Origin of the sequence: Isoptericola hypogeus (genome assembly GCF_039531145.1) — a bacterium.
Classification (GTDB): domain Bacteria; phylum Actinomycetota; class Actinomycetes; order Actinomycetales; family Cellulomonadaceae; genus Isoptericola; species Isoptericola hypogeus.
This window is the reverse complement of the sequence record NZ_BAAAPM010000009.1, coordinates 429,369-454,947: the sequence shown is the minus strand read 5'-3', so window position 1 is coordinate 454,947 and position 25,579 is coordinate 429,369. Positions and strand designations below refer to the sequence as shown.

21 protein-coding genes are annotated in these 25,579 nt (G+C 74.7%); 11 read left to right on the top strand and 10 right to left on the bottom strand.

Annotation, left to right across the window (positions count from 1 at the left end; all coding sequences use genetic code 11):
• Position 1 precedes the first annotated feature (1 nt).
• Positions 2-2,146: a 3-hydroxyacyl-CoA dehydrogenase NAD-binding domain-containing protein gene (locus ABD254_RS20085; protein WP_344250597.1), complete on the top strand. Its 2,145-nt coding sequence runs from the start codon at positions 2-4 to the stop codon at positions 2,144-2,146.
• Positions 2,147-2,322: 176 nt separating this feature from the next.
• Positions 2,323-3,435, top strand: a complete 1,113-nt coding sequence (locus ABD254_RS20080) for a carboxylate-amine ligase (protein ID WP_344250596.1) — start codon at positions 2,323-2,325, stop codon at positions 3,433-3,435.
• Here ABD254_RS20080 and ABD254_RS20075 read toward each other — a convergent pair.
• Positions 3,432-4,250, bottom strand: coding sequence for an SGNH/GDSL hydrolase family protein (locus ABD254_RS20075; protein ID WP_344250594.1), 819 nt, complete (start codon positions 4,248-4,250; stop codon positions 3,432-3,434). The genes ABD254_RS20080 and ABD254_RS20075 overlap by 4 nt on opposite strands.
• 188 nt (positions 4,251-4,438) lie before the next feature.
• Here ABD254_RS20075 and ABD254_RS20070 point away from each other — a divergent pair, with 188 nt between their 5' ends.
• Positions 4,439-4,813 (top strand): hypothetical protein, encoded by a 375-nt coding sequence (locus tag ABD254_RS20070; RefSeq protein ID WP_344250592.1) that lies wholly within the window; start codon positions 4,439-4,441, stop codon positions 4,811-4,813.
• Between the two features lie 6 nt (positions 4,814-4,819).
• On the opposite strand, the gene ABD254_RS20065 is transcribed toward ABD254_RS20070, so the two are convergent.
• From ABD254_RS20065 to dxs, 3 genes are read right to left on the bottom strand one after another with little or no spacing between them, the layout of a single operon-like run.
• Positions 4,820-5,554, bottom strand: a complete 735-nt coding sequence (locus ABD254_RS20065; protein ID WP_344250590.1) for a PIG-L deacetylase family protein — start codon at positions 5,552-5,554, stop codon at positions 4,820-4,822.
• Positions 5,555-5,606: 52 nt separating this feature from the next.
• Positions 5,607-6,272: an HAD family hydrolase gene (locus ABD254_RS20060; protein ID WP_344250588.1), complete on the bottom strand. Its 666-nt coding sequence runs from the start codon at positions 6,270-6,272 to the stop codon at positions 5,607-5,609.
• 43 nt (positions 6,273-6,315) lie between these two features.
• A complete protein-coding gene (gene dxs / locus ABD254_RS20055) occupies positions 6,316-8,205 on the bottom strand; it encodes a 1-deoxy-D-xylulose-5-phosphate synthase (RefSeq protein ID WP_344250586.1) in 1,890 nt (629 codons plus the stop codon).
• Positions 8,206-8,387: 182 nt separating this feature from the next.
• On the opposite strand from dxs, the gene guaB1 reads away from it, so the two are divergent.
• Positions 8,388-9,833: a GMP reductase gene (gene guaB1, locus ABD254_RS20050; protein ID WP_344250584.1), complete on the top strand. Its 1,446-nt coding sequence runs from the start codon at positions 8,388-8,390 to the stop codon at positions 9,831-9,833.
• Positions 9,834-9,940: 107 nt separating this feature from the next.
• On the opposite strand, the gene ABD254_RS20045 is transcribed toward guaB1, so the two are convergent.
• Positions 9,941-12,166 (bottom strand): HelD family protein, encoded by a 2,226-nt coding sequence (locus ABD254_RS20045; RefSeq protein ID WP_344250583.1) that lies wholly within the window; start codon positions 12,164-12,166, stop codon positions 9,941-9,943.
• A gap of 190 nt (positions 12,167-12,356) precedes the next feature.
• Here ABD254_RS20045 and ABD254_RS20040 point away from each other — a divergent pair, with 190 nt between their 5' ends.
• From ABD254_RS20040 to ABD254_RS20030, 3 genes are all read left to right on the top strand, one after another.
• The gene (locus ABD254_RS20040) at positions 12,357-13,058 is read left to right on the top strand and encodes an NUDIX hydrolase (RefSeq protein WP_344250581.1); all 702 of its coding nucleotides are present in this window, start codon (positions 12,357-12,359) and stop codon (positions 13,056-13,058) included.
• A gap of 70 nt (positions 13,059-13,128) precedes the next feature.
• Positions 13,129-14,094: an aminoglycoside phosphotransferase family protein gene (locus ABD254_RS20035; RefSeq protein WP_344250580.1), complete on the top strand. Its 966-nt coding sequence runs from the start codon at positions 13,129-13,131 to the stop codon at positions 14,092-14,094.
• A gap of 52 nt (positions 14,095-14,146) precedes the next feature.
• Positions 14,147-14,608, top strand: coding sequence for a DUF1801 domain-containing protein (locus ABD254_RS20030; protein ID WP_344250579.1), 462 nt, complete (start codon positions 14,147-14,149; stop codon positions 14,606-14,608).
• A gap of 45 nt (positions 14,609-14,653) precedes the next feature.
• Here the strand turns inward: ABD254_RS20030 and ABD254_RS20025 are convergent, their stop codons facing one another.
• Positions 14,654-15,304, bottom strand: coding sequence for a TetR/AcrR family transcriptional regulator (locus ABD254_RS20025; protein ID WP_344250578.1), 651 nt, complete (start codon positions 15,302-15,304; stop codon positions 14,654-14,656).
• Positions 15,305-15,375: 71 nt separating this feature from the next.
• Between ABD254_RS20025 and ABD254_RS20020 the strand changes: the two genes are divergently transcribed.
• Positions 15,376-16,242: an alpha/beta fold hydrolase gene (locus ABD254_RS20020; protein ID WP_344250577.1), complete on the top strand. Its 867-nt coding sequence runs from the start codon at positions 15,376-15,378 to the stop codon at positions 16,240-16,242.
• 189 nt (positions 16,243-16,431) lie between these two features.
• On the opposite strand, the gene acnA is transcribed toward ABD254_RS20020, so the two are convergent.
• On the bottom strand, positions 16,432-19,197 hold the full coding sequence (gene acnA / locus ABD254_RS20015) for an aconitate hydratase AcnA (RefSeq protein ID WP_344250576.1): 2,766 nt from the start codon (positions 19,195-19,197) through the stop codon (positions 16,432-16,434).
• Between the two features lie 304 nt (positions 19,198-19,501).
• On the opposite strand from acnA, the gene ABD254_RS20010 reads away from it, so the two are divergent.
• The gene (locus ABD254_RS20010; RefSeq protein ID WP_344250575.1) at positions 19,502-20,230 is read left to right on the top strand and encodes a DUF5701 family protein; all 729 of its coding nucleotides are present in this window, start codon (positions 19,502-19,504) and stop codon (positions 20,228-20,230) included.
• Between the two features lie 135 nt (positions 20,231-20,365).
• On the opposite strand, the gene ABD254_RS20005 is transcribed toward ABD254_RS20010, so the two are convergent.
• The 3 genes from ABD254_RS20005 to ABD254_RS19995 form a co-directional block, all read right to left on the bottom strand.
• Positions 20,366-20,710 carry a hypothetical protein gene (locus ABD254_RS20005; RefSeq protein WP_344250574.1) on the bottom strand — a complete coding sequence of 115 codons (345 nt, stop codon included), beginning with the start codon at positions 20,708-20,710 and terminating at the stop codon, positions 20,366-20,368.
• A 25-nt stretch (positions 20,711-20,735) separates the two neighbouring features.
• Positions 20,736-22,046 (bottom strand): class I SAM-dependent RNA methyltransferase, encoded by a 1,311-nt coding sequence (locus ABD254_RS20000; protein WP_425553880.1) that lies wholly within the window; start codon positions 22,044-22,046, stop codon positions 20,736-20,738.
• Between the two features lie 77 nt (positions 22,047-22,123).
• Positions 22,124-24,121, bottom strand: a complete 1,998-nt coding sequence (locus tag ABD254_RS19995) for an APC family permease (protein WP_344250572.1) — start codon at positions 24,119-24,121, stop codon at positions 22,124-22,126.
• A 115-nt stretch (positions 24,122-24,236) separates the two neighbouring features.
• Between ABD254_RS19995 and ABD254_RS19990 the strand changes: the two genes are divergently transcribed.
• Both ABD254_RS19990 and ABD254_RS19985 read left to right on the top strand, forming a co-directional pair.
• Positions 24,237-24,890 carry a potassium channel family protein gene (locus ABD254_RS19990; RefSeq protein WP_344250636.1) on the top strand — a complete coding sequence of 218 codons (654 nt, stop codon included), beginning with the start codon at positions 24,237-24,239 and terminating at the stop codon, positions 24,888-24,890.
• The coding region (locus ABD254_RS19985; RefSeq protein ID WP_344250571.1) for a potassium channel family protein at positions 24,890-25,579 on the top strand (690 nt) is incomplete at its 3' end. The genes ABD254_RS19990 and ABD254_RS19985, both read left to right, overlap by 1 nt.

Genomic DNA, 25,579 nt, shown 5'->3' with positions numbered 1-25,579 from the left:
GATGACCACGAACGACACCGCCGTCCGCGCCGAGCGCGTCACCCACTCCCTCGTCCGCGACGTCGAGCTCCCGGGCGGCGCGGGCACGCTCGCCCTGGTCACGCTCGACAACGGGCTGGACCACACCAAGCCGAGCACGCTCGGCCCCGAGGGCATGGCCGAGCTCACGGCCGCCCTGACGGCCCTCCGGGAGCGCGCCGGCCGCGGCGAGCTCGCCGCCGTCGCCGTGACCGGCAAGCCCTACTTCCTCGCGGCGGGCGCGGACCTGCTGCAGGTCTCGACCGTGACCTCCCACGAGCAGGCGCTCGAGCTCGGCCGCTCGGGCCACGCCGCGTACGAGCTGCTGCACACGATGGGCGTGCCCACGTTCGCGTTCGTCAACGGGCTGGCGCTCGGCGGCGGCCTCGAGGTCGCGCTGAACTGCGACTACCGCACCGTCGCCTCCGACGCCCCTGCCCTCGGCCTGCCCGAGACCGGGCTGGGCCTCGTGCCCGGCTGGGGCGGCGCCTACCTCGTGCCGCGCCTGGTCGGGATCGAGAAGGCCGTGGACGTGATCCTCACCCGCCCGGCGACCCAGAAGCCCTTCCGCCCCGCCGAGGCGGTGAAGATCGGCCTGGTCGACGAGCTCTTCGAGGCCGCCGACTTCCTCGAGCAGTCCATCGCGTGGGCCGCGCGGGTGCTGCGCGGCGACGTCACGGTGACCCGCCGCGAGCTCGACCCGCAGCCCGTGTGGGACGCCGTCGTCGCGGCCACCCGGCAGCGGCTGGACGCCGTCGTGGCAGGCTCCCGCCCCGCCCCGTACCGGGCGCTGGACCTCATGGCCGCCGCCCGCACGGCGACCCGCTCCGAGGCGTTCGCGGCCGAGGACCGGGCGCTGGCCGACCTCATCATGAGCGACGAGATGCGGGCGAGCGTCTATGCGTTCCAGCTCGTCTCCGGCGGGAAGAAGCCGGCCGGCGCGCCCGACCCCAAGCTCGCCCGGCCGGTGACCCGCGTCGGCATCGTGGGCGCCGGCCTCATGGCCGCGCAGATCGCGCTGCTGGTCTCGCAGCGACTCGGCGTGCCCGTCGTGATGCGCGACCTCGACACCGAGCGGGTCGACAAGGGGCTGGGCTTCGTGCGCTCCACCGTCGAGAAGCTCGTGGGCCGGGGCCGCATGACGCCGGAGGCCGCGGCACGCATCGTCGCGAGCGTGTCGGGCACCACCGAGATCAGCGACCTCGCGTCCTGCGACGTCGTCGTCGAGGCCGTCACCGAGGTCATGGACCTCAAGAAGCGGGTCTTCGCCGAGCTCGAGGGGATCGTCTCCGACGAGACGATCCTCGCCACCAACACGTCCGCCCTGTCCGTCACCGAGATGGCCGCCGACCTGCGCCACCCCGAGCGCGTCGTGGGCATCCACTTCTTCAACCCGGTGGCCCAGATGCCGCTGGTCGAGGTCGTGCGGGCCGCCGAGACGTCCGACGAGGCGCTGGCCACGGCGTTCGCCGTGACGAAGAAGCTGCGCAAGACGGCCGTGCTCGTCGCCGACCGGCCGGGCTTCGTCGTCAACCGGCTGCTCGTGCTGGTCATGGGCAAGGTCGTGGAGGCGATCGAGAACGGCACCTCCGTCGAGGTCGCGGACACGGCGCTCGCGCCGCTCGGCTTCCCGATGCCGACGTTCGAGCTCTTCGACCTCGTCGGCCCGGCGGTCGGGCTGCACGTCCTCACGTCGCTGCGCGCGGACCTGGGCGACCGGTTCCCCCGCTCCCCCGGTCTCGAGAAGCTGGTGGCCGACGGGACGCGCGTGGTGCTGGACCGGCCGGCGGCCGGCCTGCCCAAGCCGGTCGACCCGTCGATCCAGGGTGTGTTCGGCGAGGCGCTGCCCGTCGGCACCTCCGGCCGGCTGGGCACCCCGGTGCTCGACGCCGCCGGCGTCCTGGACTCCGTGCTGACCGCCCTGACGGTCGAGGTCGGCCACATGCTCGACGAGGGCGTCGCCGCCGGCCCGCAGCAGATCGACCTGTGCATGATCCTCGGCGCCGGCTGGGGCTTCCACACGGGCGGCATCACGCCCTACCTGGACCGCGCGGGCTACGCCCCGACGGTCCTGGGCCGCCGGATCCTGCCCGACGGCGTCGCGAACGTCCCCGAGAGCGTCGCCTGACACCGGCCGACATCACCTGACACCCTCCTCTCTCGGGGTGCGGGACCGGGCCGAGAGCCCGCCCGCGCCGACGGCCGGTCCCTCGTCGGGGCCGGCCGTCGGCGTCCCCAGGGGTGCGGACGCCTCGCGGGGGCCGGCTGCAGGCCGCACCGGCCCACCCGTGTGAGACTTCCGGCATGAATCGGACCATGGGTGTGGAGGAGGAGTTCCTCCTGGTGGGTGCGGACGGCCACCCGGTCGCGAAGGCGTCGGAGGCGCTCGAGTCGTCGGAGCCGGCCGCCGGCCCGAGCCGGGCGCACGGTGCCGGCACCGGCGCGCTCGAGCAGGAGTTCATGGAGGAGCAGATCGAGACGGCGACGCACCCGCGGCGCGAGCTCGACGACCTCGCGGCGGAGATCCGCGCCGGGCGGGCCCGCGCACAGGCTGCGGCCGACCGGGTCGGGGCGCAGGTGGCGGCCCTCGCGACCTCACCGCTGCCGTTCGAGGGCACCACGGTGGCGCGGCTGCGCTACCTCGAGGCGCGGGCCAAGTTCGGCCTCACGGCCCGGGAGCAGCTCACCAGCGGCTGCCACGTGCACGTCGCGGTCACCGACGACACCGAGGGCGTGGCGGTGCTCGACCGCATCGGCCCGTGGCTGTCCGTGCTGCTCGCCCTCAGCGTCAACTCCCCGTTCTGGCAGGGCGAGGACTCCGGCTTCGCGAGCTATCGCTCCCAGGTGTGGGCCCGCTGGCCCACGTCCGGTCCCGCGCGCGCCTTCGGCACGCCGGCGGCCTACCAGGAGGCGGTCGACGGCCTCGTGGCGACCGGGACGATCCTCGACCGGAACATGGTCTACTTCGACGCCCGCCTGTCGTCGAAGTACCCCACCGTCGAGGTCCGCATCGCCGACGTCTGCCTCGAGGCGGACACGGCGACCCTGCTCGGGGCGCTCGCCCGGGGCCTCGTGGAGACCGCGGCCCGGGAGGCCGCCGACGGGCGCGAGGCGCCCGACCTGCGCACCGAGCTCCTGCGCACGGCGTCGTGGCGGGCCGGCCGCTCCGGGCTCGCCGACGACCTGCTCTCGCCGCTCACGTGGCGCCCCGCCCCCGCGCACGACGTCGTCGGTCAGCTCGTGGCCCACGTGCGCGAGGCCCTGCGCGACGCCGGAGACCTCGACGCCGTCACCGACCTGCTCGGTGCCCTGTGGTCCACCGGGGGCGGCGCGGCACGTCAGCGCGCCTGGCACGCCGAGGCCGGCGGCGACCTGCGTCGCGTCGTCGAGCGGGCCGTGGCCGCGACCCACCGCTAGACGGGCGCGAGGTCCCCGCACGGCCCGTCGTCCCGCGCCGCGAGCGCCGTGAGGAGCGACGGCACGAGCGCCTTCGCCGTGCGCTTGTAGCCCAGGGCGCTGGGGTGGAACCGGTCGAGGGAGAACATCTCGTCCGGGTTGATGACGAAGAACGGCCCGACCGCGCGGGCCAGCGACACGGCGTGGGCGCCGCGGCGGACCGCGGCCACCGCCTGCGCGGCGGCGAGCTGCCGGGACATCCGCGACCCGACGGCCCGCAGCGGCTGCGGCACGGGTCGCAGCGCACCCAGGTCGGGGCAGGTCCCGACGACCACCGCCGCCCCGCGGTCCCGCAGCCGCACGACGGCGTCCTCCAGGTGCAGCGCCGCCGTGCCGACCGGCACCCGGTGCGTGACGTCGTTGCCCCCCACCACGATCACCGCGGCGTCGGGGCGATAGTCGGCCGGCAGCACGGCGAGCTGGTCGACGAGAGCCGACGACTCCGAGCCCACCACCGCCGCGCAGCGCAGCCGCACCGGCCGCTGCAGCCGGACCGCGAGCCCGCGGGCCACGCGCGCACCCATCGTGTCCTTCCGGCGCTCCGCGCCCAGACCGGCCGCGATCGAGTCGCCGAGGACGAGCAGGTCGAGCGGTTCGCCCGGCAGGCCCGGCTTCCACACCTTGTCGGCGTCGAGCGCGACCTCCCCGAGGCCCTTGCCGATCCGGCCGCGCGCGACGGCCGCCTGACGACGGAGCAGCGCCACGGCCGCGACCGCGCCAACCGCGACGCCGAGGGCGACCGCGGCGACCGTCCGTACGTACCGGGGACTCGTCATGGGCGATTCGAACCAGACCCGGGTGAACGGCGTCCGACCATCACGTGACGGGCGACCACCGGATCGGCGACGACTCGCTCCGGACTCCTCGGGGCTCGCCATCGCACCGGGCCGGCGGCGTCACGAACCCGCCGCCGGCGTCTCCCTCTCTGGGTACACGCCCCGAGCGACAGTGCACCGGAGGAACCATGACCCCTTCGACGTCCGTGACCTTCGACGTCTGGTCCGGGAACGAGGACGGCCCGGGAGCCGGACCGGGCCCCGGCGTGCCGGTCGTGGTCCCGTCCCGGCCGGCTCGCCCCTCCGCGGCGCTCCTGGCGGTGGTCGGTCTCGGCGCGACGCTGCTCGGCGCCGTGGCCGCCCTCGCCGTCCTCCTGGCCGCGCCGCAGATGCGGGCGCCGACGGCACCCCCGGCGCAGGCGCCGGCCACGGTCACGCTCAGCCCCGAGCAGCTCGAGAAGCTGGTCGTGGAGGTCGGCGACGACGAGTGGGTGCTGCTCCGCCGGCCGCACCAGCCGGTGGACTCCCCCTCCGGCGACGAGGGGCGCGCACACCGGGAGTGACCCGCCTCAGTCGTCCCAGCCCATCTTCAGCACCTCGAACGCCGTCGCGTGCCGAGTGCCGAACGCCTCTCCGGTGGCCGTCGTCAGGCGCCCGAGGAACTCCGCCGGGTCGAAGTGCTCCCACCCCAGCCCGTCGAGGTAGGCGGCGTGCGCGCGCAGCGACGCGACGCCCGCGTCGAAGGTCGCCGTGACGTCCACCGCGTGCTCCGCGCCGGGAGAGCCGGCGACCCACACCTGGCGCACGCCGCCCCACGGCTCGAGCCCGTCGGCCTCGAGCTGGTCGGCGAAGACCCAGCGGTTCCCGGCGTCGCGGACGGCGTCGACGACGGCGCGGCCGGTCGCGATGTGGTCGGCCTGGTTGAGCATCCCGCCGGGGAACGTCTCGCGGTAGTTGCCGGTGATGACGACCTCGGGGCGGTGCCGGCGCACCGCGCCCGCGATCGCCCGGCGCAGCGGCAGGCCGTACTCGATCACCCCGTCGGCGAAGCCGAGGTACTCCACGTCGTCGACGCCGACGGCCCGCGCGGAGGCGACCTGCTCCCCCTCACGAACGCGACGCGCCTCGTCGGGGTGCATGCCGTCGATCCCGGCCTCGCCGCTCGTCACCATCGTGTAGACGACGCGCTTGCCCTGGCCCGTCCAGCGGGCGACGGCCGCCGCCGCGCCGAACTCCATGTCGTCCGGGTGCGCGACCACGGCGAGCGCCGTGGACCAGTCCTCGTCGAGCGGCTGCAGGGTCATGGCGCCACGCTACCGACCGTCGGCGGACGGCGCCCTGGGGCAAGCCGGCCGCTCAGGCGCGGCGCGACACCTCCGGGGACGCCGCGAGCGCGATCACCTCGCGCGTCGTGGCGGCGACGACGTCGGGCCGGTCGGCGCCCTGCCAGGCCCGGCCGTGCGACACCCAGGCGGTGCGGGTGCCGGCCGCACGACCCACGGCGACGTCGGCGTGCGCGGCGTCGCCGACCATCCACACGGATCGCCGATCGACGTCCGCGGCGCCGAGCCGCTCCAGCGCGATCTCGAGGATGCGGGGGTCGGGCTTGGCCACCCCCTCCTCGTCGGAGACGACGATCGCGTCCACGTGCGGCTCGACGGCGCACCGCGCGATCTTGCCGCGCTGCTGCGCCGAGTCCCCGTTGGTCACGACGGCCACCCGGTGGCCGGCGGCGCGCAGCACGTCGAGCGAGAACAGGACGCCGTCGTAGGCCCGCACGTGGTCGCGGATGCCCGCGCGGAAGCGTTCGACCGCCGCCGGGACGTCGTCGTCCCACCCGAGGCGGTCGACGATGACGCGTGCCAGGTCCGCCTTGCGCGAGAAGCCGCCCTCGTCGGCCGCGACGATCGCCGCGAGGTCGGCCTCGGTCCCGTCGGACGCGGAGACGGCCGCGGCCGCCCAGGCCGCGAACGCGTCGTCCCGGCCGACGAGCGTGTTGTCCAGGTCGAAGAGCCAGATCATGACGGCGAGGCTAGCGGCGCGCCGGCCGACGGCGGCAACCCGCTCAGTCGCGCGCGAGCGCCGCCAGGGCGTCCCGCACGGCGTCCTCGGCCCGCATCCGCTGCGCGGTGACGACCTGCTCGCGGCTGGCGTGGTCGAGGAAGGCCACCGGGAGGCCGGTGTGCACGAACGGCGTGCGGACGCCCTGCTCGGCCGCGCGCTGGGCGAGCGTCGCGCCTACGCCGCCGTCGACCACGCCGTCCTCCAGCGTGAGGACGAGGTCGTGCTCCCCGGAGAGCTTCACGAGCGCCTCCGGTACCGGCAGCACCCACGTCGGGGCGACGACGTCGACCTCCAGGCCGTGCGCCGCCAGCGACTCCCCGGCCGCGAGCGCCGAGCCCACCATCGAGCCGACGCCGACGACGAGCACGCGCCGGCCCGCGGCCGCGCCGCCGCCCGGGGTGTGCCGCGCGACGACGTCCACGCCGTCGAGCGTCTCGAGGGCGTGGATCGGGTCGGGGAGCGCCCCCTTCGTGTACCGCACCACCGTGGGCGCGTCGTCGACGTCGACGGCCGCCCGCAGCGCCGCGCGCAGGGTGGGCTCGTCGCGCGGTGCGGCCAGGCGCAGGCCCGGCACGATGCGCAGCATCGCCATGTCCCACATGCCGTTGTGGCTGGCCCCGTCCTCCCCGGTGATGCCGGCCCGGTCGAGGACGAACGTCACACCTGCCTTGTGCAGGCCGACGTCCATCAGCACCTGGTCGAACGCGCGGTTGAGGAACGTCGCGTAGACCGCCACGACGGGATGCAGCCCGGCGAACGCCATGCCCGCGGCAGAGGTCGCGGCGTGCTGCTCGGCGATGCCGACGTCGAACGTGCGGTCGGGGAACTCCTGGGCGAACGGCGCCAGGCCGACAGGGTGCAGCATCGCCGCGGTGATGGCGACGACGTCGGGCCGGGCGTGCCCGATCTGCACGATCTCGTCGGCGAAGACCTTGGTCCAGCCGAACCGCGACGGCGCGACCGGCAGCCCGGTCTCGGGGTGGATCCGCCCGACGGCGTGGAAGCGGTCGGCGACGTCCTGCTCCGCCGGCGTGTATCCGCGGCCCTTCTCGGTGATGACGTGCACGATGACGGGCCCGCCGTACGCCTTGGCGCGGCGCAGCGCGTGCTCGGTCGCGACCTCGTCGTGCCCGTCCACGGGCCCGACGTACTTCAGGCCCAGGTCCTCGAACATGCCCTGCGGCGCGACGACGTCCTTGAGGCCCTTCTTCAGCCCGTGCAGCCAGTCGTAGGCGAAGCGGCCGGGGGCCCCGGTGCGGTGCAGCGTCCGCTTGCCCCACTCGAGGAACGACTCGTACCCGCTGGTGGTGCGCAGCGTGTCCAGGTGGTGCGCGACGCCGCCGATCGTCGGCGAGTACGAGCGCCCGTTGTCGTTGACGACGATCACGAGGCGGCGGTCGTCGGCGGCCGCGATGTTGTTCAGCGCCTCCCAGGCCATGCCGCCCGTGAGGGCGCCGTCGCCGATGACCGCGACCACGTGCCGGTCGCGGCGGCCGGTCACCTCGTTGGCCTTGGCGATGCCGTCGGCCCAGGACAGGGCCGTCGACGCGTGCGAGTTCTCGACCACGTCGTGCGGGGACTCGGCGCGCGACGGATAGCCCGACAGGCCGTCCTTCTTGCGCAGCGCCGAGAAGTCGTGCCGCCCGGTGAGGAGCTTGTGCACGTACGCCTGGTGGCCCGTGTCGAAGACGATGGTGTCGCGCGGCGAGTCGAAGACCCGGTGCAGCGCGATCGTCAGCTCGACGACGCCCAGGTTCGGCCCGAGGTGGCCACCCGTGCGCGAGACCTGGTCGACCAGGAACGCCCGGATCTCCCCGGCGAGCTGCGTCGTCTGCGCGGGCGTCAGCCGGCGCACGTCCTCGGGCGAGCCGATGCCGCTCAGCAGACCCATGCGTTCCTCCCGTTCATAGCCACACCACAATAGGCGGTCGTGGACGTCTCGCCGTGCACACCCGGGCCGCCGGGGCGCCCCCGGCGCGGTAGGTTCGACCTGGCCGGCGGGAACACGTGACCGCCGGCGAGCGTTCGAGGGACGGAAGATCCTCCCTCGGCACCACATCTCAGGGGACACCTGTGCGCTTTCTCGACGGGCAGCAGCCCACCACCGACCTCACCTACGGCGACGTCTTCATGGTCCCGTCCCGCTCGGACGTGACCAGCCGCTTCGACGTCGACCTGTCGACCGACGACGGCACCGGCACGACGATCCCCGTGGTCGTCGCCAACATGACCGCCGTCGCCGGCCGCCGCATGGCCGAGACGGTCGCCCGCCGCGGCGGCGTGACGATACTCCCGCAGGACATCCCGTCCGACGTCGTCGCGGACGTCGTCGCGGACGTCAAGTCCAAGGACCCCGTCATCGAGACCCCGGTGGTCGTCGGCCCGCACGACACCGTCTCGACGGTCCTCACGCTGCTCGGCAAGCGCGCGCACGCCGCGGCCGTCGTCGTGCAGGACGGCCGCCCGGTGGGGGTCGTCACCGAGCACGACTGCGCCGAGGTCGACCGGTTCGCCCAGGTGCACCAGGTGATGGCCGCCGACCTCGTCACCCTCGACGCGGCGCAGCTCGAGGCCGACGGCCTGGAGGCGACGTTCGAGCGGATGCACGCGGCCAAGATCCACCTCGCGCCGGTGGTGCGCGACGGCGTGCTCGCCGGGCTCCTGACCCGCAAGGGCGCCGTGCGCTCCACCGTGTACTCCCCCGCGCTCGACGCGGCCGGGCGCCTGCGTGTCGGCGCGGCCGTCGGGATCAACGGCGACGTCGCCGCCAAGGCGCGCGAGCTGCTCGACGCGGGCGTGGACGTGCTCGTCGTCGACACCGCGCACGGGCACCAGGCCACCATGCTGCGGGCGCTCGAGGCCGTGCGGTCCGTGGACCCGCAGGTGCCGGTGGTGGCCGGCAACGTCGTGACGGCCGCCGGCGTGCGCGACCTCGTCGCCGCCGGGGCCGACATCCTCAAGGTCGGCGTCGGCCCCGGGGCGATGTGCACCACCCGGATGCAGACCGCCGTCGGGCGGCCGCAGTTCTCCGCGGTGCTGGAGTGCGCCGCGGCCGCGCGCGAGCTCGGCAAGCACGTGTGGGCCGACGGCGGCGTGCGGCACCCGCGCGACGTCGCGCTCGCGCTCGCGGCCGGCGCGTCGCAGGTGATGATCGGGTCGTGGTTCGCCGGCACCTACGAGTCGCCCGGCGACCTGCACGACGACGGCACCGGCCGCCTCTACAAGGACTCGTTCGGCATGGCCTCGGCCCGCGCCGTCGCGGCCCGCACCGCCGGCGGGACCGCGTTCGGCCGCGCCCGCAAGGCCCTGTACGAGGAGGGCATCTCCACCGGCAAGATGTACCTCGACCCGCGCCGCCCGGGCGTCGAGGACCTGCTCGACGAGATCACCTCCGGCCTGCGCTCGAGCTGCACCTACGCCGGCGCGCGGACCCTCGCGGAGTTCCACGAGCGCGCGCTGGTGGGCATCCAGTCCGCCGCCGGCTACGCCGAGGGGATGCCGGTCGCCACCAGCTGGTAGCGCCGCATTCCCGCCGGGCATGCGGTTCCTCCGGGTCTCGACGGCCGAAAGCCGGAGGAACCGCATGCTCAGCCACGACCGACCGCATGCTCGGCGATGGGTGCCCGTCAGTCGACGTCGACGACGGTCAGGGCCGTCGTGGCGCGCGTGAGCGCCACGTAGAGGTCGCGCTCCCCGCACGAGCGGGCGGCGACGATCCCCGCGGGGTCCGCCACGACGACCGCGTCGAACTCCAGCCCGCGGGCCTGCGAGACGGGGACGACCCGCACCCGGCCGCCTGACCCGTCGACGCCGTCCGCGTCCGTCCCGGGGTCCGCGCCGAGGTCCGACGTGAGGGCCGACGCGAAGCCCGCGACCGCGTCGTCGGCCGCGAGCACGCCGACCAGGCCCCCGGGCACGAGGTCCGCGGCGGCCCCGACCTCGCGCACGACGGCGGCCCGCAGGTCGTCCCGCAAGGCCGTCGCGCGCCGGGGCTCGTCGCCGCGGCGCACCGCGACGCTCGGCGCCTGCGCGGGAGCGACGCGCGCGAGGATCGGGCGCGCGACGGCGAGGATCTCGGCCGTGGTGCGGTAGCTCACCGTCAGGGCCCGCACCTGGGCACGGCGCCACAGGTCGGGCCCGAGGGCGTCGGCCCACCGGTCGTGCTCGGCGGACGGCCCTGCCTGGGCGAGGTCGCCGACGATCGTCAGGGACCTCGACGGGCACCGGCGCAGCACGGCCCGCCACTGCATCGGCGTCAGCTCCTGCGCCTCGTCCACCACGACGTGCCCGTACGAGCGCGCCGGCGGGCCGTCGAGCAGCTCGGCGGCCTCGTCCAGCAGCGGCAGATGGGCGTCGGTCCAGGGCCCGCTCGCGGCCCGCGCGAGCAGCGCGCGTTCGTCCTCGGTGGTCCTGGGCAGCGCACCCGGCGCCGCGGCGGCCGCGAGCGCCGCGGCCACGACCTGCCCGGGGTCGAGCCGGGGCCACAGCGCGTCGACGGCACGGTCCAGGGCGGGGCCCTCGAGCAGCTCCGCGCGCAGCGCGTCCGGGTCGAGCTCGTCGGCGGCGTCGGCGCCGGGGGTCCCGTCGAGCCCGAGCCGGCGCAGGTCCCCGGCCACAACTGCGTCCAGGTCGCCGCCGATCAGGGCCGCGGACTCCGCGTCGATGCGCTCCAGCGTGGCTCGGGCGTCGGCCACGGTGGCGTCGACGATCTCCTCGGCCATCTCCTCCAGGAACACCGCGCGCCCGCCGTGGTGCGGGAGGCCCGCGTCCTGGGCGCGCGTGCGCACCCCCGCGACGACGTCCGGCGCCAGCCGCACCTCGTCGCCGCCGACCCGCACGACGAACCCGCCGGCGAGCGCGTCGTCGGGCGCCTGCCGGGCGCGGACTGCGTCCGCGAGCAGGTCCGCGAGGGCCGCACGCCCCGCGACCCGGGAGAGCGCGGCGTCGGCGGCGGGCCGCGCCCCGTCCTCCTCGTCGGGGGACACCGCGACCGTGCCCGGCGGCAGCGCGCCGCGCACGACGGCGGCGGGCGTGCTCAGCACCACGTCGTTCTCCCCCAGCGACGGCAGCACCTGTGAGATGTAGTCGAGGAACCGGGAGTTCGGCCCCAGCACGAGCACCCCTTGGTCGGCGACCCCGTCGAAGGCCGCCAGCACGTACGCGGCGCGGTGCAGCGCGACGACGGTCTTGCCCGTGCCCGGTCCGCCCTCGACCACGAGGACGCCGCGGTGGGCCGAGCGCACGATCTCGTCCTGCTCGGCCTGCAGCGTCGCGACGACCTCGCGCATGCGGCCGGTGCGGCGGGCGGTGAGCGCCGCGAGCAGCGGGCCGTCGCCGACGACGTCGTCGGGTCCGGGCTCGCTGCCGTCCAGCAGCTCGTCGGTGACGCCGGTGACCGTGCGTCCGTCGAGCGCGAGGTGGCGACGACGGCGCAGGCCGAGCGGGTGCACGGGGGTCGCGGCGTAGAACGGGCGGGCGGCGTCGGCGCGCCAGTCGACCAGCAGCGGCGTGTCGCCGGCGGCGTCCTCAGGGTCGGCCTGCAGGCCCAGGCGGCCGACGTGCAGCACGCGGCCGTCCGTGGTGTCGATCCGGCCGAAGCACAGCGCGTGCCCGGCGGCGTCGAGGGCGCGCAGGCGACGGGAGAGCAGCCGCACCCGGGCCTCGCGGTCGTGGAGCACGGTGGTGTCGGCGGAGCGGCCCTGCAGGGCCCGCGCCAGCTGGGTCCGCAGGTGCTCGGTGTCGGCGTCGACGCGCGCGTGCATGCGTCGCACGGCATCCTGCTCGGTCTCGATCTGGCGGAGGGTCGGGCTCTGGCGGCTGGTCGGGGTCGGACGGACGTCGGACAGGGGCAAGGAGGCTCCTTGGGGACGGTGCCGGAGATGCCGCCGGGGCGAGGCGGCCCGGTGCTCAACGCGCGAGGGGCCAGGATCCTTCCCACCACCTCCTGCCGAGCATGCGGTACCTCCGGGTCCCGGGTCCGAGAGCCGTGGTAGGCGCATGCTCGGCGGCGAACGACCGCCTGGTCGGCGGTAGCCTGCCCGGGTGACCTCGCTCCCGGCGTCCTCCGCGCGCGCCCAGCTCGCCGCACTGGCGGCGGACGCGACATTCCTCGAGACCTGGGGCCTCGCCCGCGGCGAGCTCGACGCGGCGTCGGCGCGCCCGGCGGCCGTGCTCGTGCTCTTCGGGGTGCTGGACGACCTCGAGGCGGACCACGACGCGCAGTCGCTCGCCGTCGCGCAAGATCTGGACGTCCTCCTCCTCGCCCGAGCCACGACGCTGCGCTCCCACGCCGGCCAGGTCGCGTTCCCGGGCGGCCGGGCGGAGGACGGCGAGACGCCCGTCGACGCCGCGCTGCGCGAGGCCGTCGAGGAGACCGGCCTCGACGCCACCGGCGTGGAGGTGCTCGGCACGCTCGCGCAGCTGCCGATGCCGGTGAGCAACCACCTCGTCACGCCGGTCCTCGGCTGGTGGGCACGACCCACCCCGGTGCGGGTGGTCGACCATGCGGAGTCGGCGCACGTCTTCCGCGCCCCCGTGGCCGACCTGCTCGACCCGGCGCGCCGCGTCACCACCGTGGTGCGCCGCGGCGGCCACGCCTGGCGCGGCCCCGGCTTCGAGGTGGCGGACGGCGACGTCACGCACCTCGTGTGGGGCTTCACCGCGGGCATCCTCGACGCCGCGTTCGACCGGCTCGGCTGGACCGAGCCGTGGGACCGCGGCCGCGAGCACGAGCTCGAGCCCTGACGCTCGGGCCAGAGCCGGGCCGCACCGTGCCGGACGAATCGGGCTTGACCACGACGTCGCAACCGCGATGATGTCGTTCGTGCCCTCCGCCGAGATCGACGTCGACGTCCCCCTGTCCCGTGCTCTGCTCGAGGAGCAGCACCCCGACCTCCTCGACGGAGCCGGCCTCGACGACCTGCGCGTCGTGGCGCACGGCTGGGACAACGTGATGCTCCGTCTCGGCGACGAGCTCGCCGTGCGGCTGCCCCGCCGCGAGGCCGCCGCACACCTCGTCCGCCACGAGCAGCAGGTGCTGCCTCGGTTGGAGTCACGGCTGCGCGCGGCCGCGCCCGGCGTCGCCGTCCCCGCACCGGTACGGGTCGGGCGCCCGAGCGCCGCGCTCGCCTACCCGTGGTCGTGGAGCGTCGTCCCGTGGGTCGGCGGCACCAGCGCGGAGGCCACCCCGGTCACGGCCCGCACGGCCTGGGCGGGGACGTTCGGCGCCTTCCTCGCCACCCTGCACGTGCCCGCCCCCGACGACGCGCCCGCCAACCCCGTGCGCGGGGTGCCGCTGCGCCGGCGGGCGGAGGACGCCGACCCGGGCGCGCTCGACGAGCGGCTCGCCCGGGTTCCGGCCGGGCTGCGCGACGCGGCGCGGCGGGTCTGGGACCGCGCGCTCGACGCCCCGCCGTACGACGGCCCGGCGGTGTGGCTGCACGGCGACCCGCATCCCGCGAACCTCGTGGTGGTACCCGCCGACGGCGCCGCCGGGGACCGGCTGCGGGCCGTCGTCGACTGGGGCGACGTCACCTCGGGCGACCCGGCGTCCGACCTCGGGGCGCTCTGGCTGTGCTTCGACGCCGCCGGCCACGACGCCTGTCGCTCGGAGGTCCAGCGGCGCGCGAACGACGGCCGCGGGTGGGACGACGCCACCTGGGCCCGCGCGGCCGGGTGGGCCCTGCTGTACGCGACGAACATGCTCGCCCACCCCGACGAGCACCCGCGCCTGGTGCCCATCGGCGAGCACGCCCTGGCACGCCTGCTCGACGCGGCGTGACCGCCGGCCGGTCCGCGCGGTGCGCGGCAGCGCGGCACCCCATACTGGCCCCATGGCCGGCAGGAATCAGAACACCACCACCTGGACCGACGCGGACCCGCGCGCCTTCGTCGCTGCCGTCGAGCACCCCGTGCGGCGACGCGACGCGGCGACGCTGCTCGACATGCTGTCCCGCGTCACGGGCCAGGAACCGCGCATGTACGGCCCTTCGATGGTCGGCTTCGGCGAGTACCACTACCGCTACCCGAGCGGCCGCGAGGGGGACGCGCCGGCGGCCGCCTTCTCGCCCCGCAAGGCCGCGACGACCGTCTACCTCGACGCGGTGGAGGCGCACACCGAGCTCCTGGAGCGCCTCGGCCCGCACACGACCGGCCTTGTCTGCCTCTACCTCAAGGACCTCGAGAAGGTCGACCTTGCGGTGCTGGAGGAGATCGTCCGCCGCGCGTACACGACGGTGACCTCCGGGACCTACGGCCTGCGCGCCAGCGAGGCCGGCGGCGCCCAGCCGTCGTGACCTGACGCGGCCCCGTCGCCGGCCCCGTCGCCGGCGCGGTGGCTGTCAGCGCAGCGCGGCCCCGGAGGCCCCCGCCGCGACGAGCACCGCCCGCACCGCGGCCTCGGCCCGGTCGTAGGCGTCCGCGTCGTCGAGCAGGACCGAGGCGAGGTCGGCCCGGTCGAGGGCGGCGTCGATCGTGAAGACCAGCTGGTCGACGTCGGCGCCGTCGTCGAGCTCCCCGCGCGCCACGGCGCCTCGCGCCAGCTGACCCAGGTAGGCGTCCCAGTCGCGCAGGGCCGTCACGACGGCGTCACGCACGGGCCCGGGTGAGCGAGCGTCCAGCTCGGTGGCCGCGGCGCGGAAGAAGCAGCCGCCCTCGAACACGCGGCTCCGGGAGTAGCCGAGCCACGCGCGCACGGTGCGCCACAGGGTCGCGAGGCCCGGGTCGCCGTCCCGGGCCGGCAGCACGACCGCCTCGCGGAAGACGTCGCGGGCGCGCGCGACCGCGGCGAGCTGCAGCCCTTCCTTGGAGCCGAACAGCCCCGCGATCCCGCTCTTGTTCACCGGCGAACCGGCGGCGAGCGTGCCGAAGGTCAGCCCGTCCAACCCCAGGACGGATGCCACCTGGACGGCGTGGTCGAGCACGGCTCGCCGCGAGCGCTCCCCGCGCGCGCGGCGCCCGTCCGCGTGCTCCACGACCTCGACCGTACTCACGAGCACGAGTGTACGACCGTTCATTCAGTGTTATTGTGCGAACGATCGTTCACCTTTTCCAGGAGGTCGCCGTGCCCTACATCCCCGCCGCCGTCAGCGCCGGCTTCCGCGCGCTGTCCGCCGTCGCGCCACCGCTCGCCGTCAGGCTCGGGGCACGCGCCTTCTGGCGCGTCGGCCCGCCGGCACCTGTCCGCGCCGCCGACCTCGCCGTCCACGAGCGCGCCACGCGCGGAGCCGTCCTGGTCGCGGGCGCACGCGTCGTCACCTACCGCTGGGGCGAGCCCGACGCCCCGGCGGTCCTCCTCGCGCACGGCTGGCAGAGCCGGGCCTCGCGGCTGGCGGCCCTCGTCGACGCGCTCGAGGGCGCCGGGCTCGCCGTGGTGTCGTTCGACGGCGTCGCCCACGGCGACTCGACGGGGCGCCACATGTCCGCCGTCGAGCACGTCGCCGCGATACGCGCCGTGCAGGAGGTCGAGGGCCGCTTCGCGGGCGTCGTCGGGCACTCGATCGGCGGCCTCGCCGCCGGGCTCGCGCTGCACGACGGCCTCGCGGCCGACCGCTACGTCGCGGTGGCGGCGCAGACGGGCGCCGACGCCCTCGCCGAGACGTTCCTCCGGCTCGCGGGAATGCCGCCCGCCCTGCACGACCGGTTCTGCGAGCACGTCGCGCGCACCTACCCCGGCAACGTGCCCGACCTCCGGTCGCGCGTCGACCTCACCGCACACCCGGCGCCGCGCCACGTGCCGACGCTCTTCGTCCAGGACGACGACGACCGGATGACGGACCCCGGCGACGCGCTGCGGCTCCACGCCGCACACCCGGGCAGCGAGCTCCTCACCACGTCCGGTCTGGGGCACAACCGCGTCCTCGACGACCCCGCCGTGCTCGACGCCGTCGTCGCCCACGTCACGGCGGCTCGGACCGTGACCCGACGGTGACGTTGGCACGGCGACACCCCGGGACGACGACGGCGCCCCGCCCCTCCGCGCGGGAGGGACGGGGCGCAGTGGTCTCGACAGGCTCGACCGACGATGACGTCAGGCGACGCTCGTGGTCGCCCGAGCCCTGCGTTCCGCTACGGGCGAGTGCCTCGTACCTCGGCCCTCACCGTTCGCTGCACTCCGGTCTCAGGCGACGAGCGAGCGCAGCACGTACTGCAGGATGCCGCCGTTGCGGTAGTAGTCCGCCTCGCCCGGGGTGTCGATGCGCACGACGGCGTCGAACTCCACCACCGAGCCGTCGCCCTTCGTGGCGGCGACCTTGACCGTCTCCGGCGTGGCGCCGTCGTTCAGCGCGGCGATCCCCGCGATGTCGAACGTCTCCGTGCCGTCCAGGCCGAGCGACTCCACGTTCTCGCCGGCGGGGAACTGCAGCGGCAGCACACCCATGCCGATGAGGTTGGAGCGGTGGATGCGCTCGAACGACTCGGTGATGACGGCCTTGACGCCCAGGAGCGCGGTGCCCTTGGCCGCCCAGTCGCGCGACGAGCCGGAGCCGTACTCCTTGCCGCCGAGCACGACCAGCGGGGTGCCCTGCGCCGCGTAGTCCTGCGCGGCGTCGTAGATGGTGTCCTGGGCGTTCTTCACGAAGTTGAACGTGAAGCCGCCCTCCACGCCGTCCAGCAGCTGGTTCTTGAGGCGGATGTTCGCGAACGTGCCGCGGATCATGACCTCGTGGTTGCCACGGCGCGAGCCGTAGGAGTTGAAGTCCCGGCGGCCGATGCCGTGCTCGGCCAGGTACACGCCGGCCGGGCTGTCGGCCTTGATGGCGCCCGCGGGCGAGATGTGGTCGGTCGTGACCGAGTCCCCCAGCTTCGCGAGGACCCGCGCGCCGGTGATGTCCGCGACCGGCTCCGGCTGCGCGCCCATGCCCTCGAAGTACGGGGGCTTGCGGACGTAGGTGGACTCGGCGTCCCAGGAGAACGTGTCGCCCTCGGGGGTCTCGAGCGCCCGCCACCGGTCGTCTCCCGTGAAGACGTCCGCGTAGTCCTTGGTGAACATGCCGCGGTCGATCGACGAGTCGATCGTCGCCTGGACCTCCTCCGGCGTGGGCCAGATGTCGCGCAGGAAGATCGGGTCGCCGGCCTCGTCGCGGCCCAGCGGGTCGGACTCGAAGTCGAACTCCATGGTGCCCGCGAGCGCGTAGGCGATGACCAGCGGCGGGGACGCCAGGTAGTTCATCTTGACGTCGGGGTTGATGCGACCCTCGAAGTTGCGGTTGCCCGAGAGCACCGAGACGACGGACAGGTCGTGCTCGTTGACGGCCTCGGAGATCTTCTCGTCGAGCGGGCCGGAGTTGCCGATGCAGGTGGCGCAGCCGTAACCGACCAGGTGGAAGCCGAGCTTCTCCAGGTACGGCCACATGCCGGCCTTCTCGTAGTAGTTCGTCACGACCTGCGAGCCGGGCGCCATCGAGGTCTTGACCCACGGCTTGGACTCCAGGCCCTTCTCGACGGCCTTCTTCGCCAGGAGCGCCGCCGCGAGCATGACCGACGGGTTCGACGTGTTGGTGCACGACGTGATCGACGCGATCGCGACGGCGCCGTGGAACAGGTCGAACTGCTTGCCCTCGCTGTCCGTCACCGGCACGGTGCGCCGCACCTGGGCGTGCGTGGACGGCGAGTCGGAGGCCGGGAACGACTCCTTCTCGGCCTCGTCCACCGAGTCGATGACCTCGGGCGCGTACGCAGGGAGGTCACGGGCGAACGCGGACTTGGCGTGCGCGAGCTCGATGCGGTCCTGCGGGCGCTTCGGGCCGGCGATGGACGGCACCACGGTGCCGAGGTCCAGCTCGAGGTACTCGGAGAACTTCGGCTCGACGTACGTGTCGGCGCTCGGGTCCAGCCACAGGCCCTGCTCCTTGGCGTACGCCTCGACGAGCGCGAGCTGCTCGTCGCTGCGGCCCGTGAGGCGCAGGTAGTCCAGCGTCACGCCGTCGATCGGGAAGATCGCCGCCGTGGAGCCGAACTCCGGGGACATGTTGCCGATGGTGGCGCGGTTCGCGAGCGGCACCTGGGCCACGCCCTCGCCGTAGAACTCGACGAACTTCCCGACCACGCCATGCTGGCGCAACATCTGCGTGATGGTGAGCACGACGTCGGTCGCAGTCACGCCGGCGGGGATGGAGCCCGAGAGCTTGAAGCCCACGACGCGCGGGATGAGCATCGACACGGGCTGGCCCAGCATGGCCGCCTCCGCCTCGATACCGCCGACGCCCCAGCCGAGCACGCCCAGGCCGTTGACCATCGTGGTGTGCGAGTCGGTGCCGACGCACGTGTCGGGGTAGGCGCGCAGCACCTGCTGCCCGTCGACCTCCACCTCGCGGGTCATGATCGTGCGCGCCAGGTACTCGATGTTGACCTGGTGCACGATGCCGGTGCCCGGGGGGACGACCTTGAAGTCGTCGAACGCCGTCTGGCCCCAGCGCAGGAACTGGTAGCGCTCGTGGTTCCGCTCGTACTCGAACTCGACGTTGCGGGCGAAGGCGTCGGCGCGGCCGGCGACGTCGATCTGCACGGAGTGGTCGATGACCATCTCGGCGGGGGCGAGCGGGTTGATCCGCTTCGGGTCGCCGCCGAGCTCGGCGACGGCCTCGCGCATCGTGGCGAGGTCGACGACGCACGGCACGCCCGTGAAGTCCTGCATGATCACGCGGGCGGGCGTGAACTGGATCTCGGTGTCGGGCTGGGCGTCCGGGTCCCAGGACGCCAGGGCACGCACGTGGTCGGCGGTGATGTTGGCGCCGTCCTCGGTGCGCAGGAGGTTCTCGGCGAGGATCTTGAGGGAGTACGGGAGGCGCTCGGCGCCCTCCACGGCGGACAGGCGGAAGATCTCGTACGACTTCCCGCCGACCTCCAGCGTTCCCTTCGATCCGAACGTGTCCACGCTGCTCACTGCGGCTCCTTCTACGGGGCTGACCGGCGCGATCACCGTGCAGGCGCTGCGACGAGGCTGCGACGAGACGGTCCGACGCCGTGGTTCCGGGGGGCTCCGCCCAGCGTACGCACGCGCCGCCGGGCTGTGCCCAGCATAGCCCATATATCTTGACGTCAAGATACTTCGCCGGTGCGCGTCGCGGGCGCGCGGCGAGCCGCCGAAGCGGGGCCGCGATCCGTCGGCCAAGATTCCCGTACGCCGGACGGGAACAATCCCGCCGCCGGCCTCGTTGTGCTGCTGCCCTCGACCGGAAGGACGCCCGATGACGACTCCCGCCACAGACTCCGCCGCCGACTCCGCCACCGACTTCCCCGCCGCTGCCCCGGCCCTCCCGCCTCTGCCGTCCCTCACGGCCCAGGCCGACGTCCTCGTCGCGCACGGCATCGTCCCGACCCGGGCCCTGCCCGCGGACGCCCTGCGGGCCGCGGCCGCGCGCCTCGAGGCGACGGCAGCCCCGGGCTCGCTGCTCGTCGTGCACCCGCGCCTGCTGCCGCCGTCCGCGCTCGCCGGGCACCTGCGGCTCACGGCCACGGTGCGGCGCCGACCCGTGGAGCGCTCCGGCTTCGTCGTCGTCGACATGCCCGACGTCGACGACTTCGCCCCGGTCCCCGGGGTCGACGTGCCCGACGCCGACGTCTACGCCGTCGCCGGCCTCGACCGCGGCGACGACCTGGCGAACTGGTCGCCTGAGGAGGCCGCCCCCGCCATCGCGGGCCGGGGTCGTAGCCCGCTCACCCTGGCCGAGGGCATCCACTGGGTGCTGCAGGCGCCCGGCACCCTCGAGCGCAACCTGTGCTTCATGACGATCGCCTCGCGCCTGCGGAAGGCGGACGGGACCTACGACGCCCGCACGCCCGCGGTCTGGATCTCGAACGGCACGGGCCGCGACGGCAGCGAGCGGCGCGGCGCGCCGAAGGTCGGCTGGTGCTGGTGGCGCAACCGGCACACGTGGCTCGGCTTCGCGTCGGCAGAGGGCCGCGTCGCCGCCTGACGCCCTGACCCCGGCACGCCGCCGCACGGAGCGGGTGGTCACTCGTAAGCCGGCTCGACCGGCCAGACCTCGACCGTCATCCCGTCAGGGTCGACCCCGGCCGGGACGGCGACGACGCTGGTCGTCCAGGCGAGGTCATCGGTGCAGGGCACCGTCGTCCTCGCCACCGGACCCGAGCTGAACGACCAGGTGGTTCCCGTCCGCCGTGACCCGCGTCGGGACCCACGGGCACGACGAGCTGCCCGCGGCGTAGACGGCCAGCTTCCCGTCGTCGCCGAGCACCCAGCCCAGCTCGGGGTCAGCCAGGTCGGCCTCCACTCCCCCGGGCACGCCGCGGTACGTGGCGAGCACGAGGCGGTCCGTCGACCGGGCGAGGAGCGCGACGACCGCCGCGAGCGCCACGACGAGCACGACCAGCGCCAGCCGCAGCGGCAGCCAGCGGCGCACGGTGCCGCCCCGTTCGCTCCCGGTACGCCCCATGCCGCGACGGTACGCGCCGAGCCGGCTACCGGTCGAGGACGGCGACGGCCTCGACGTGGTGGGTGTGCGGGAAGAGGTCGAACGCCCGCAGCCCGGTCAGCTCGTACCCGTGCCCGCCGAGGTACGCGACGTCGCGGGCCAGGGCGGCCGGGTCGCACGCGACGTAGACCACGCGCCGGGGCCCGCGGTCCGCGACGGCGTCCACCACGGCCCGCCCGGCTCCCGCGCGCGGCGGGTCGAGCACGACGACGTCGGCGCGGCCGACCCCGGACCCCCCGGCGTCCCCCTCGGCGAGGACGCGGTCCACGGCGCCGAGGTGCAGCTCCACCTGCGGCAGGTCGTGGGCGTTGCGGCGCGCGTCCTTCACCGCGCGAGCGTCGCCCTCCACCGCCACGACGCGGCCGGACGGGCCCACGGCCGCCGCGAGCGGCAGCGTGAACAGGCCGGCGCCGGAGTACAGGTCGAGCACCTGCGCGCCCTCGACGTCGCCGAGGGCCTCGAGGACCGCCCCGGACAGGACGGCCGGCGCCTCGCGGTGCACCTGCCAGAAGCCGTCGGCGGCGACGCGGTAGCGGAACTCCCCGTCGACGCGACTCGCCGCGACCCGGAGCGTCTCGGTCACGGCACGACGCGCGTTGGGCCGGGTGTCGGCGCGGCCCTTGCGCCACGGGGTGCCGTCCACCAGCAGCGCCGGGTCGGCGTCGCCCGCGGGGGCGACGAGCTCCAGGCGGGCGCCCGGCGCCCAGCGCCGGGTCCAGACGCCCTCGGCCTCGGCGAGCGCGGCCACCTTCTCCGAGGCGAGCGGCATCGCGACAAGCGGCACGACGTCGTGCGAGCGGAAGCCGCGCATCCCGGCGCGGCCCTCGGCGTCGGCGACCAGGTCGATGCGCGTGCGGTAGCCGAGGCCGCCCCGCTCGTCGTCGCCCGGTGCCGGCTCGACCTCGACCTCGCGGTCGATCTTGGCCAGGCGCGCGAGCTGCTCGACCAGCACGGCGGCCTTCCAGCGGCGCTGGGCGCCGAGCGCTGCGTGCGCCAGCTCGCCGCCGCCCACCCCGCCGGGCCCGGCCTCGGGCCAGGCCGACGGCACCCGGTCGGGCGACGCCTCGAGGACCTCGACGGCGTCCGCGCGCCAGAACCGCGACCCCGTCTCGGTGACGCGCGCCCGCACACGCTCCCCGGGCAGCGTGTGCCGCACGAAGACGACCCGCCCGTCGAGGCGGGCCACGCAATGCCCGCCGTGCGCGACGGGCCCGATCTCGAGCTCGACCTCGCGGCCCACCTCCGGGTCGACGACGGCGGGACGGGGGCGCGGGGCGGAGCGGCGGGGACGGGGCATGGGGACCATTCTCCCCTGCCCGTCCGCATGCCGACTCCTCGGCAGGCTCGCGTCGGCCCCTCGTGCGGGACGACCGGTCAGAAGCGGCCGTGCGGCGTGTAGCTCGTGCCCTCGAGCCCGGTCTGCCCCTGGGTCGAGGAGAGCTGCCACGGCACCGAGGCGACGACCACGCCCGGGGTGAACAGCAGCCTGCCCTTGAGCCGCAGGGCGGACTGGTTGTGCAGCAGCTGCTCCCACCAGTGCCCGACGACGTACTCGGGGATGTAGACCACCACCAGGTCGCGCGGGGACTCGCGCCGCACCGACCGCACGTACTTGAGGATCGGCCGGGTGATCTCGCGGAACGGGGAGTCCAGGACCCGCAGCGGCACCGGCAGGTCCAGCGCCTCCCAGCGCGAGCGCAGGTCGTCGATCTCCTCGGGGTCCACCCCGACCGTGACCGCCTCGAGCATGGACGGCCGGGACGCCCGCGCGTACGCCAGCGCCCGCATCGTCGGCTTGTGGATCTTCGAGACGAGCACGATGGCGTGCACGCGGCTCGGCAGGGCGCGGGCGGCCGAGGTGTCGTCCAGCTCGAGCTCGTCGCGCACCCGCTCGTAGTGCTTGCGGACGCCGCGCATCAGCACGAACAGCACGCCCATGGCCAGGATCGTGATCCATGCGCCGTGCGTGAACTTCGTCGCGAGCACGATGACGAGCACCGTGGCCGTCATCGCGAAGCCCACGCCGTTGACCAGCCGCGAGCGGTGCATCCGCGACCGCTCCCGCGGGTCCGGCTCGGTGCGCAGCGCCCGCGTCCAGTGCCGCAGCATGCCCAGCTGCGAGAGGGTGAACGAGACGAACACCCCGACGATGTAGAGCTGGATGAGCCGGGTCACCTGGGCGTCGAAGGCGACGATGAGGACGATCGCCGCGACCGCGAGCGTGATGATGCCGTTCGAGAACGCGAGCCGGTCGCCGCGGGTGTGCAGCTGGCGCGGCAGGTAGCCGTCCTTCGCGAGGATCGACCCCAGCACGGGGAAGCCGTTGAACGCCGTGTTCGCCGCGAGGACGAGGATGATGCCCGTGACGATCGAGACGGCCACGAACGCCGGGGTGAAGCCCTGGAACACCGCCTCGGCGAGCTGGCTGATCACCGGATGCTGGTTGTAGTCCTCCGGCAGCGGCGTGCCGCCGGAGGTCATCTGGCTGGCCGGGTCCTCGACGTAGTGCACGCCGGTCGCCTGGGCCAGCAGCAGGATCGTGATCATCATCGTCGCGGAGATGGTGCCGAGCAGGGCGAGGGTCGTCGCCGCGTTGCGCGACTTGGGTCGCTTGAAGGCCGGCACGCCGTTGCTGATGGCCTCGACGCCGGTGAGGGCCGCGCAGCCGGAGGCGAACGCGCGGGCCAGCAGGAACGCGCCGGCCACGCCGGTGAGCCCCTGGTCGAAGCCCTCGGTCGGCACCAGCTCGAAGTCGGCGCTCTCCGCCATCGGGAGCGTGCCGGAGAAGTAGCGGGCCGCGCCGACCACGCCGACGAGCCCGATGAGGAACATGAAGCAGTACGTGGGGATCGCGAAGAACCGGCCCGACTCCCGGACGCCGCGCAGGTTCATCACCGTGAGCAGCACCACCAGGGTGATCGCCACCAGCACCTCGTGGCCGCGCAGGAACGGCAGTGCGGAGGCGGCGTACTGGGTGCCCGACGAGATCGACACCGCCACCGTCAGGACGTAGTCCACGAGCAGCGCCGACGCGACACCCGTGCCCGCCGCGGGCCCGAGGTTCGTCGTCGCGACCTCGTAGTCGCCTCCGCCCGACGGGTAGGCGCGCACGTTCTGCCGGTACGACGAGACCACGACCAGCAGCACGACGACCACCGCGAGGCCCACCCAGGGCGACACCGTCGTGGCGGCGATACCGGCGATCGCGAGCGTGAGGAGGATCTCGTCCGGGGCGTAGGCGACCGACGACAGCGCGTCGGAGGCGAACACCGGCAGCGCGATGCGCTTCGGCAGCAGTGTGTGCCCCAGGTGTTCGCTGCGCATGGGGCGCCCGATGAGGAGCCGTTTGGCGGCGTCCGCGATGTCCGACACGACGACCCATGCTATGCCCCGCCGGGCGCATCGGCGCGGTCCTGCCGCGTGGCGTGGGCCGAGGGGCAGCGCAGGAGCGAGGAGGTATAGCGTTTCGCTCGTGCACTTCGTGATCATGGGCTGCGGCCGCGTCGGCTCGACGCTCGCGCAGACGATCGAGTCCCGCGGCCACTCGGTGGCCGTCGTCGACCAGAACCCGGACTCCTTCCGCCGGCTCCCCGCCGACTTCGCGGGCCAGAAGGTCACCGGCGTCGGCTTCGACCGCGACACGCTGACCCAGGCCGGGATCGAGGACACGTACGGGTTCGCCGCGGTCTCCGACGGCGACAACTCCAACGTGCTCGCGGCGCGCGTGGCCCGCGAGACGTACGGCGTCGAGAACGTCGTGGCACGCATCTACGACCCGCACCGCGCGGAGATCTACCAGCGCCTCGGGATCCCGACGGTCGCGACCGTGCGCTGGACGGCCGACCAGGTCCTGCGTCGCATGCTGCCCCTCGGCGCGACCGACGAGTACCGCGACCCGTCCGGGCAGGTGCGGCTCGCCCAGCTCGACTACCACCCCGGCTGGACCGGGTCCACGGTGCGTCGCATCGAGTCCGCCACGGGCGCCCGCGTCGCGTTCCTGTCCCGCTACACCGACGGACTGCTGCCGACCGCCGACACGGTGCTGCAGGAGAACGACGTCCTCCACGTGCTGATGCGCGGCGACGACTCGGCGGCGGTCGAGCGCATGCTCACGCACGCCCCCAGCGAGGTGCAGGACTGATGCGCGTCGTCATCGCCGGCGCCGGCTCGGTGGGCCGGTCCATCGCCCGAGAGCTTCTGTCGCACGACCACGAGGTGGTGCTCGTGGACAGGAACCCCGCAGCCATGCGCGTCGCCCAGGTCCCGGAGGCCGACTGGCTCCTCGCGGACGCCTGCGAGCTGAGCTCCCTGGAGGGGGCGGACGTCGCCGCGGCCGACGTCGTCGTCGGCGCCACCGGCGACGACAAGGCGAACCTCGTCTTCTCCCTCTTGTGCAAGACGGAGTTCGGCGTGCCGCGCACCGTCGCGCGCGTGAACAACCCGAAGAACGAGTGGATGTTCGACGGGTCGTGGGGGGTCGACGTCGCGGTGTCGACGCCGCGGATCATGACGGCCATGGTCGAGGAGGCCGTCGCGGTCGGCGACCTGGTGCGGATCTTCACCTTCCAGCAGTCCGGGGCGGACCTCGTCGAGGTGACGCTCCCGACCGACTCCGTCCTGGTCGGCCGCAGGGTCGGCTCGGTGAGCTGGCCGCAGGACACGGTGCTCGCCTGCATCGTGCGCGGCTCAATGCCGATCGCCCCCAGCGTGGACGACACCCTCGAGGCGGGCGACGAGCTCCTGCTCGTCGTCGGCGGCGAGGTCGACGACGAGTCCCTCCAGCGCCTCCTCGCGGGCGGCTGGATGGAGGACGAGGAGACGCCCGGGCTT

Bases quoted from the DNA above. Each gene is read 5' to 3' on its own strand.
- ABD254_RS20085 (WP_344250597.1), top strand. From the start codon at position 2: ATGACCACGAACGACACCGCCGTCCGCGCCGAGCGCGTCACCCACTCC.
- ABD254_RS20080 (WP_344250596.1), top strand. From the start codon at position 2,323: ATGAATCGGACCATGGGTGTGGAGGAGGAGTTCCTCCTGGTGGGTGCG.
- ABD254_RS20075 (WP_344250594.1), bottom strand. From the start codon at position 4,250: ATGACGAGTCCCCGGTACGTACGGACGGTCGCCGCGGTCGCCCTCGGC.
- ABD254_RS20070 (WP_344250592.1), top strand. From the start codon at position 4,439: ATGACCCCTTCGACGTCCGTGACCTTCGACGTCTGGTCCGGGAACGAG.
- ABD254_RS20065 (WP_344250590.1), bottom strand. From the start codon at position 5,554: ATGACCCTGCAGCCGCTCGACGAGGACTGGTCCACGGCGCTCGCCGTG.
- ABD254_RS20060 (WP_344250588.1), bottom strand. From the start codon at position 6,272: ATGATCTGGCTCTTCGACCTGGACAACACGCTCGTCGGCCGGGACGAC.
- dxs (WP_344250586.1), bottom strand. From the start codon at position 8,205: ATGGGTCTGCTGAGCGGCATCGGCTCGCCCGAGGACGTGCGCCGGCTG.
- ABD254_RS20035 (WP_344250580.1), top strand. From the start codon at position 13,129: ATGTCGTTCGTGCCCTCCGCCGAGATCGACGTCGACGTCCCCCTGTCC.
- ABD254_RS20030 (WP_344250579.1), top strand. From the start codon at position 14,147: ATGGCCGGCAGGAATCAGAACACCACCACCTGGACCGACGCGGACCCG.
- ABD254_RS20010 (WP_344250575.1), top strand. From the start codon at position 19,502: ATGACGACTCCCGCCACAGACTCCGCCGCCGACTCCGCCACCGACTTC.
- ABD254_RS20005 (WP_344250574.1), bottom strand. From the start codon at position 20,710: ATGGGGCGTACCGGGAGCGAACGGGGCGGCACCGTGCGCCGCTGGCTG.
- ABD254_RS20000 (WP_425553880.1), bottom strand. From the start codon at position 22,046: ATGCCCCGTCCCCGCCGCTCCGCCCCGCGCCCCCGTCCCGCCGTCGTC.
- ABD254_RS19990 (WP_344250636.1), top strand. From the start codon at position 24,237: ATGGGCTGCGGCCGCGTCGGCTCGACGCTCGCGCAGACGATCGAGTCC.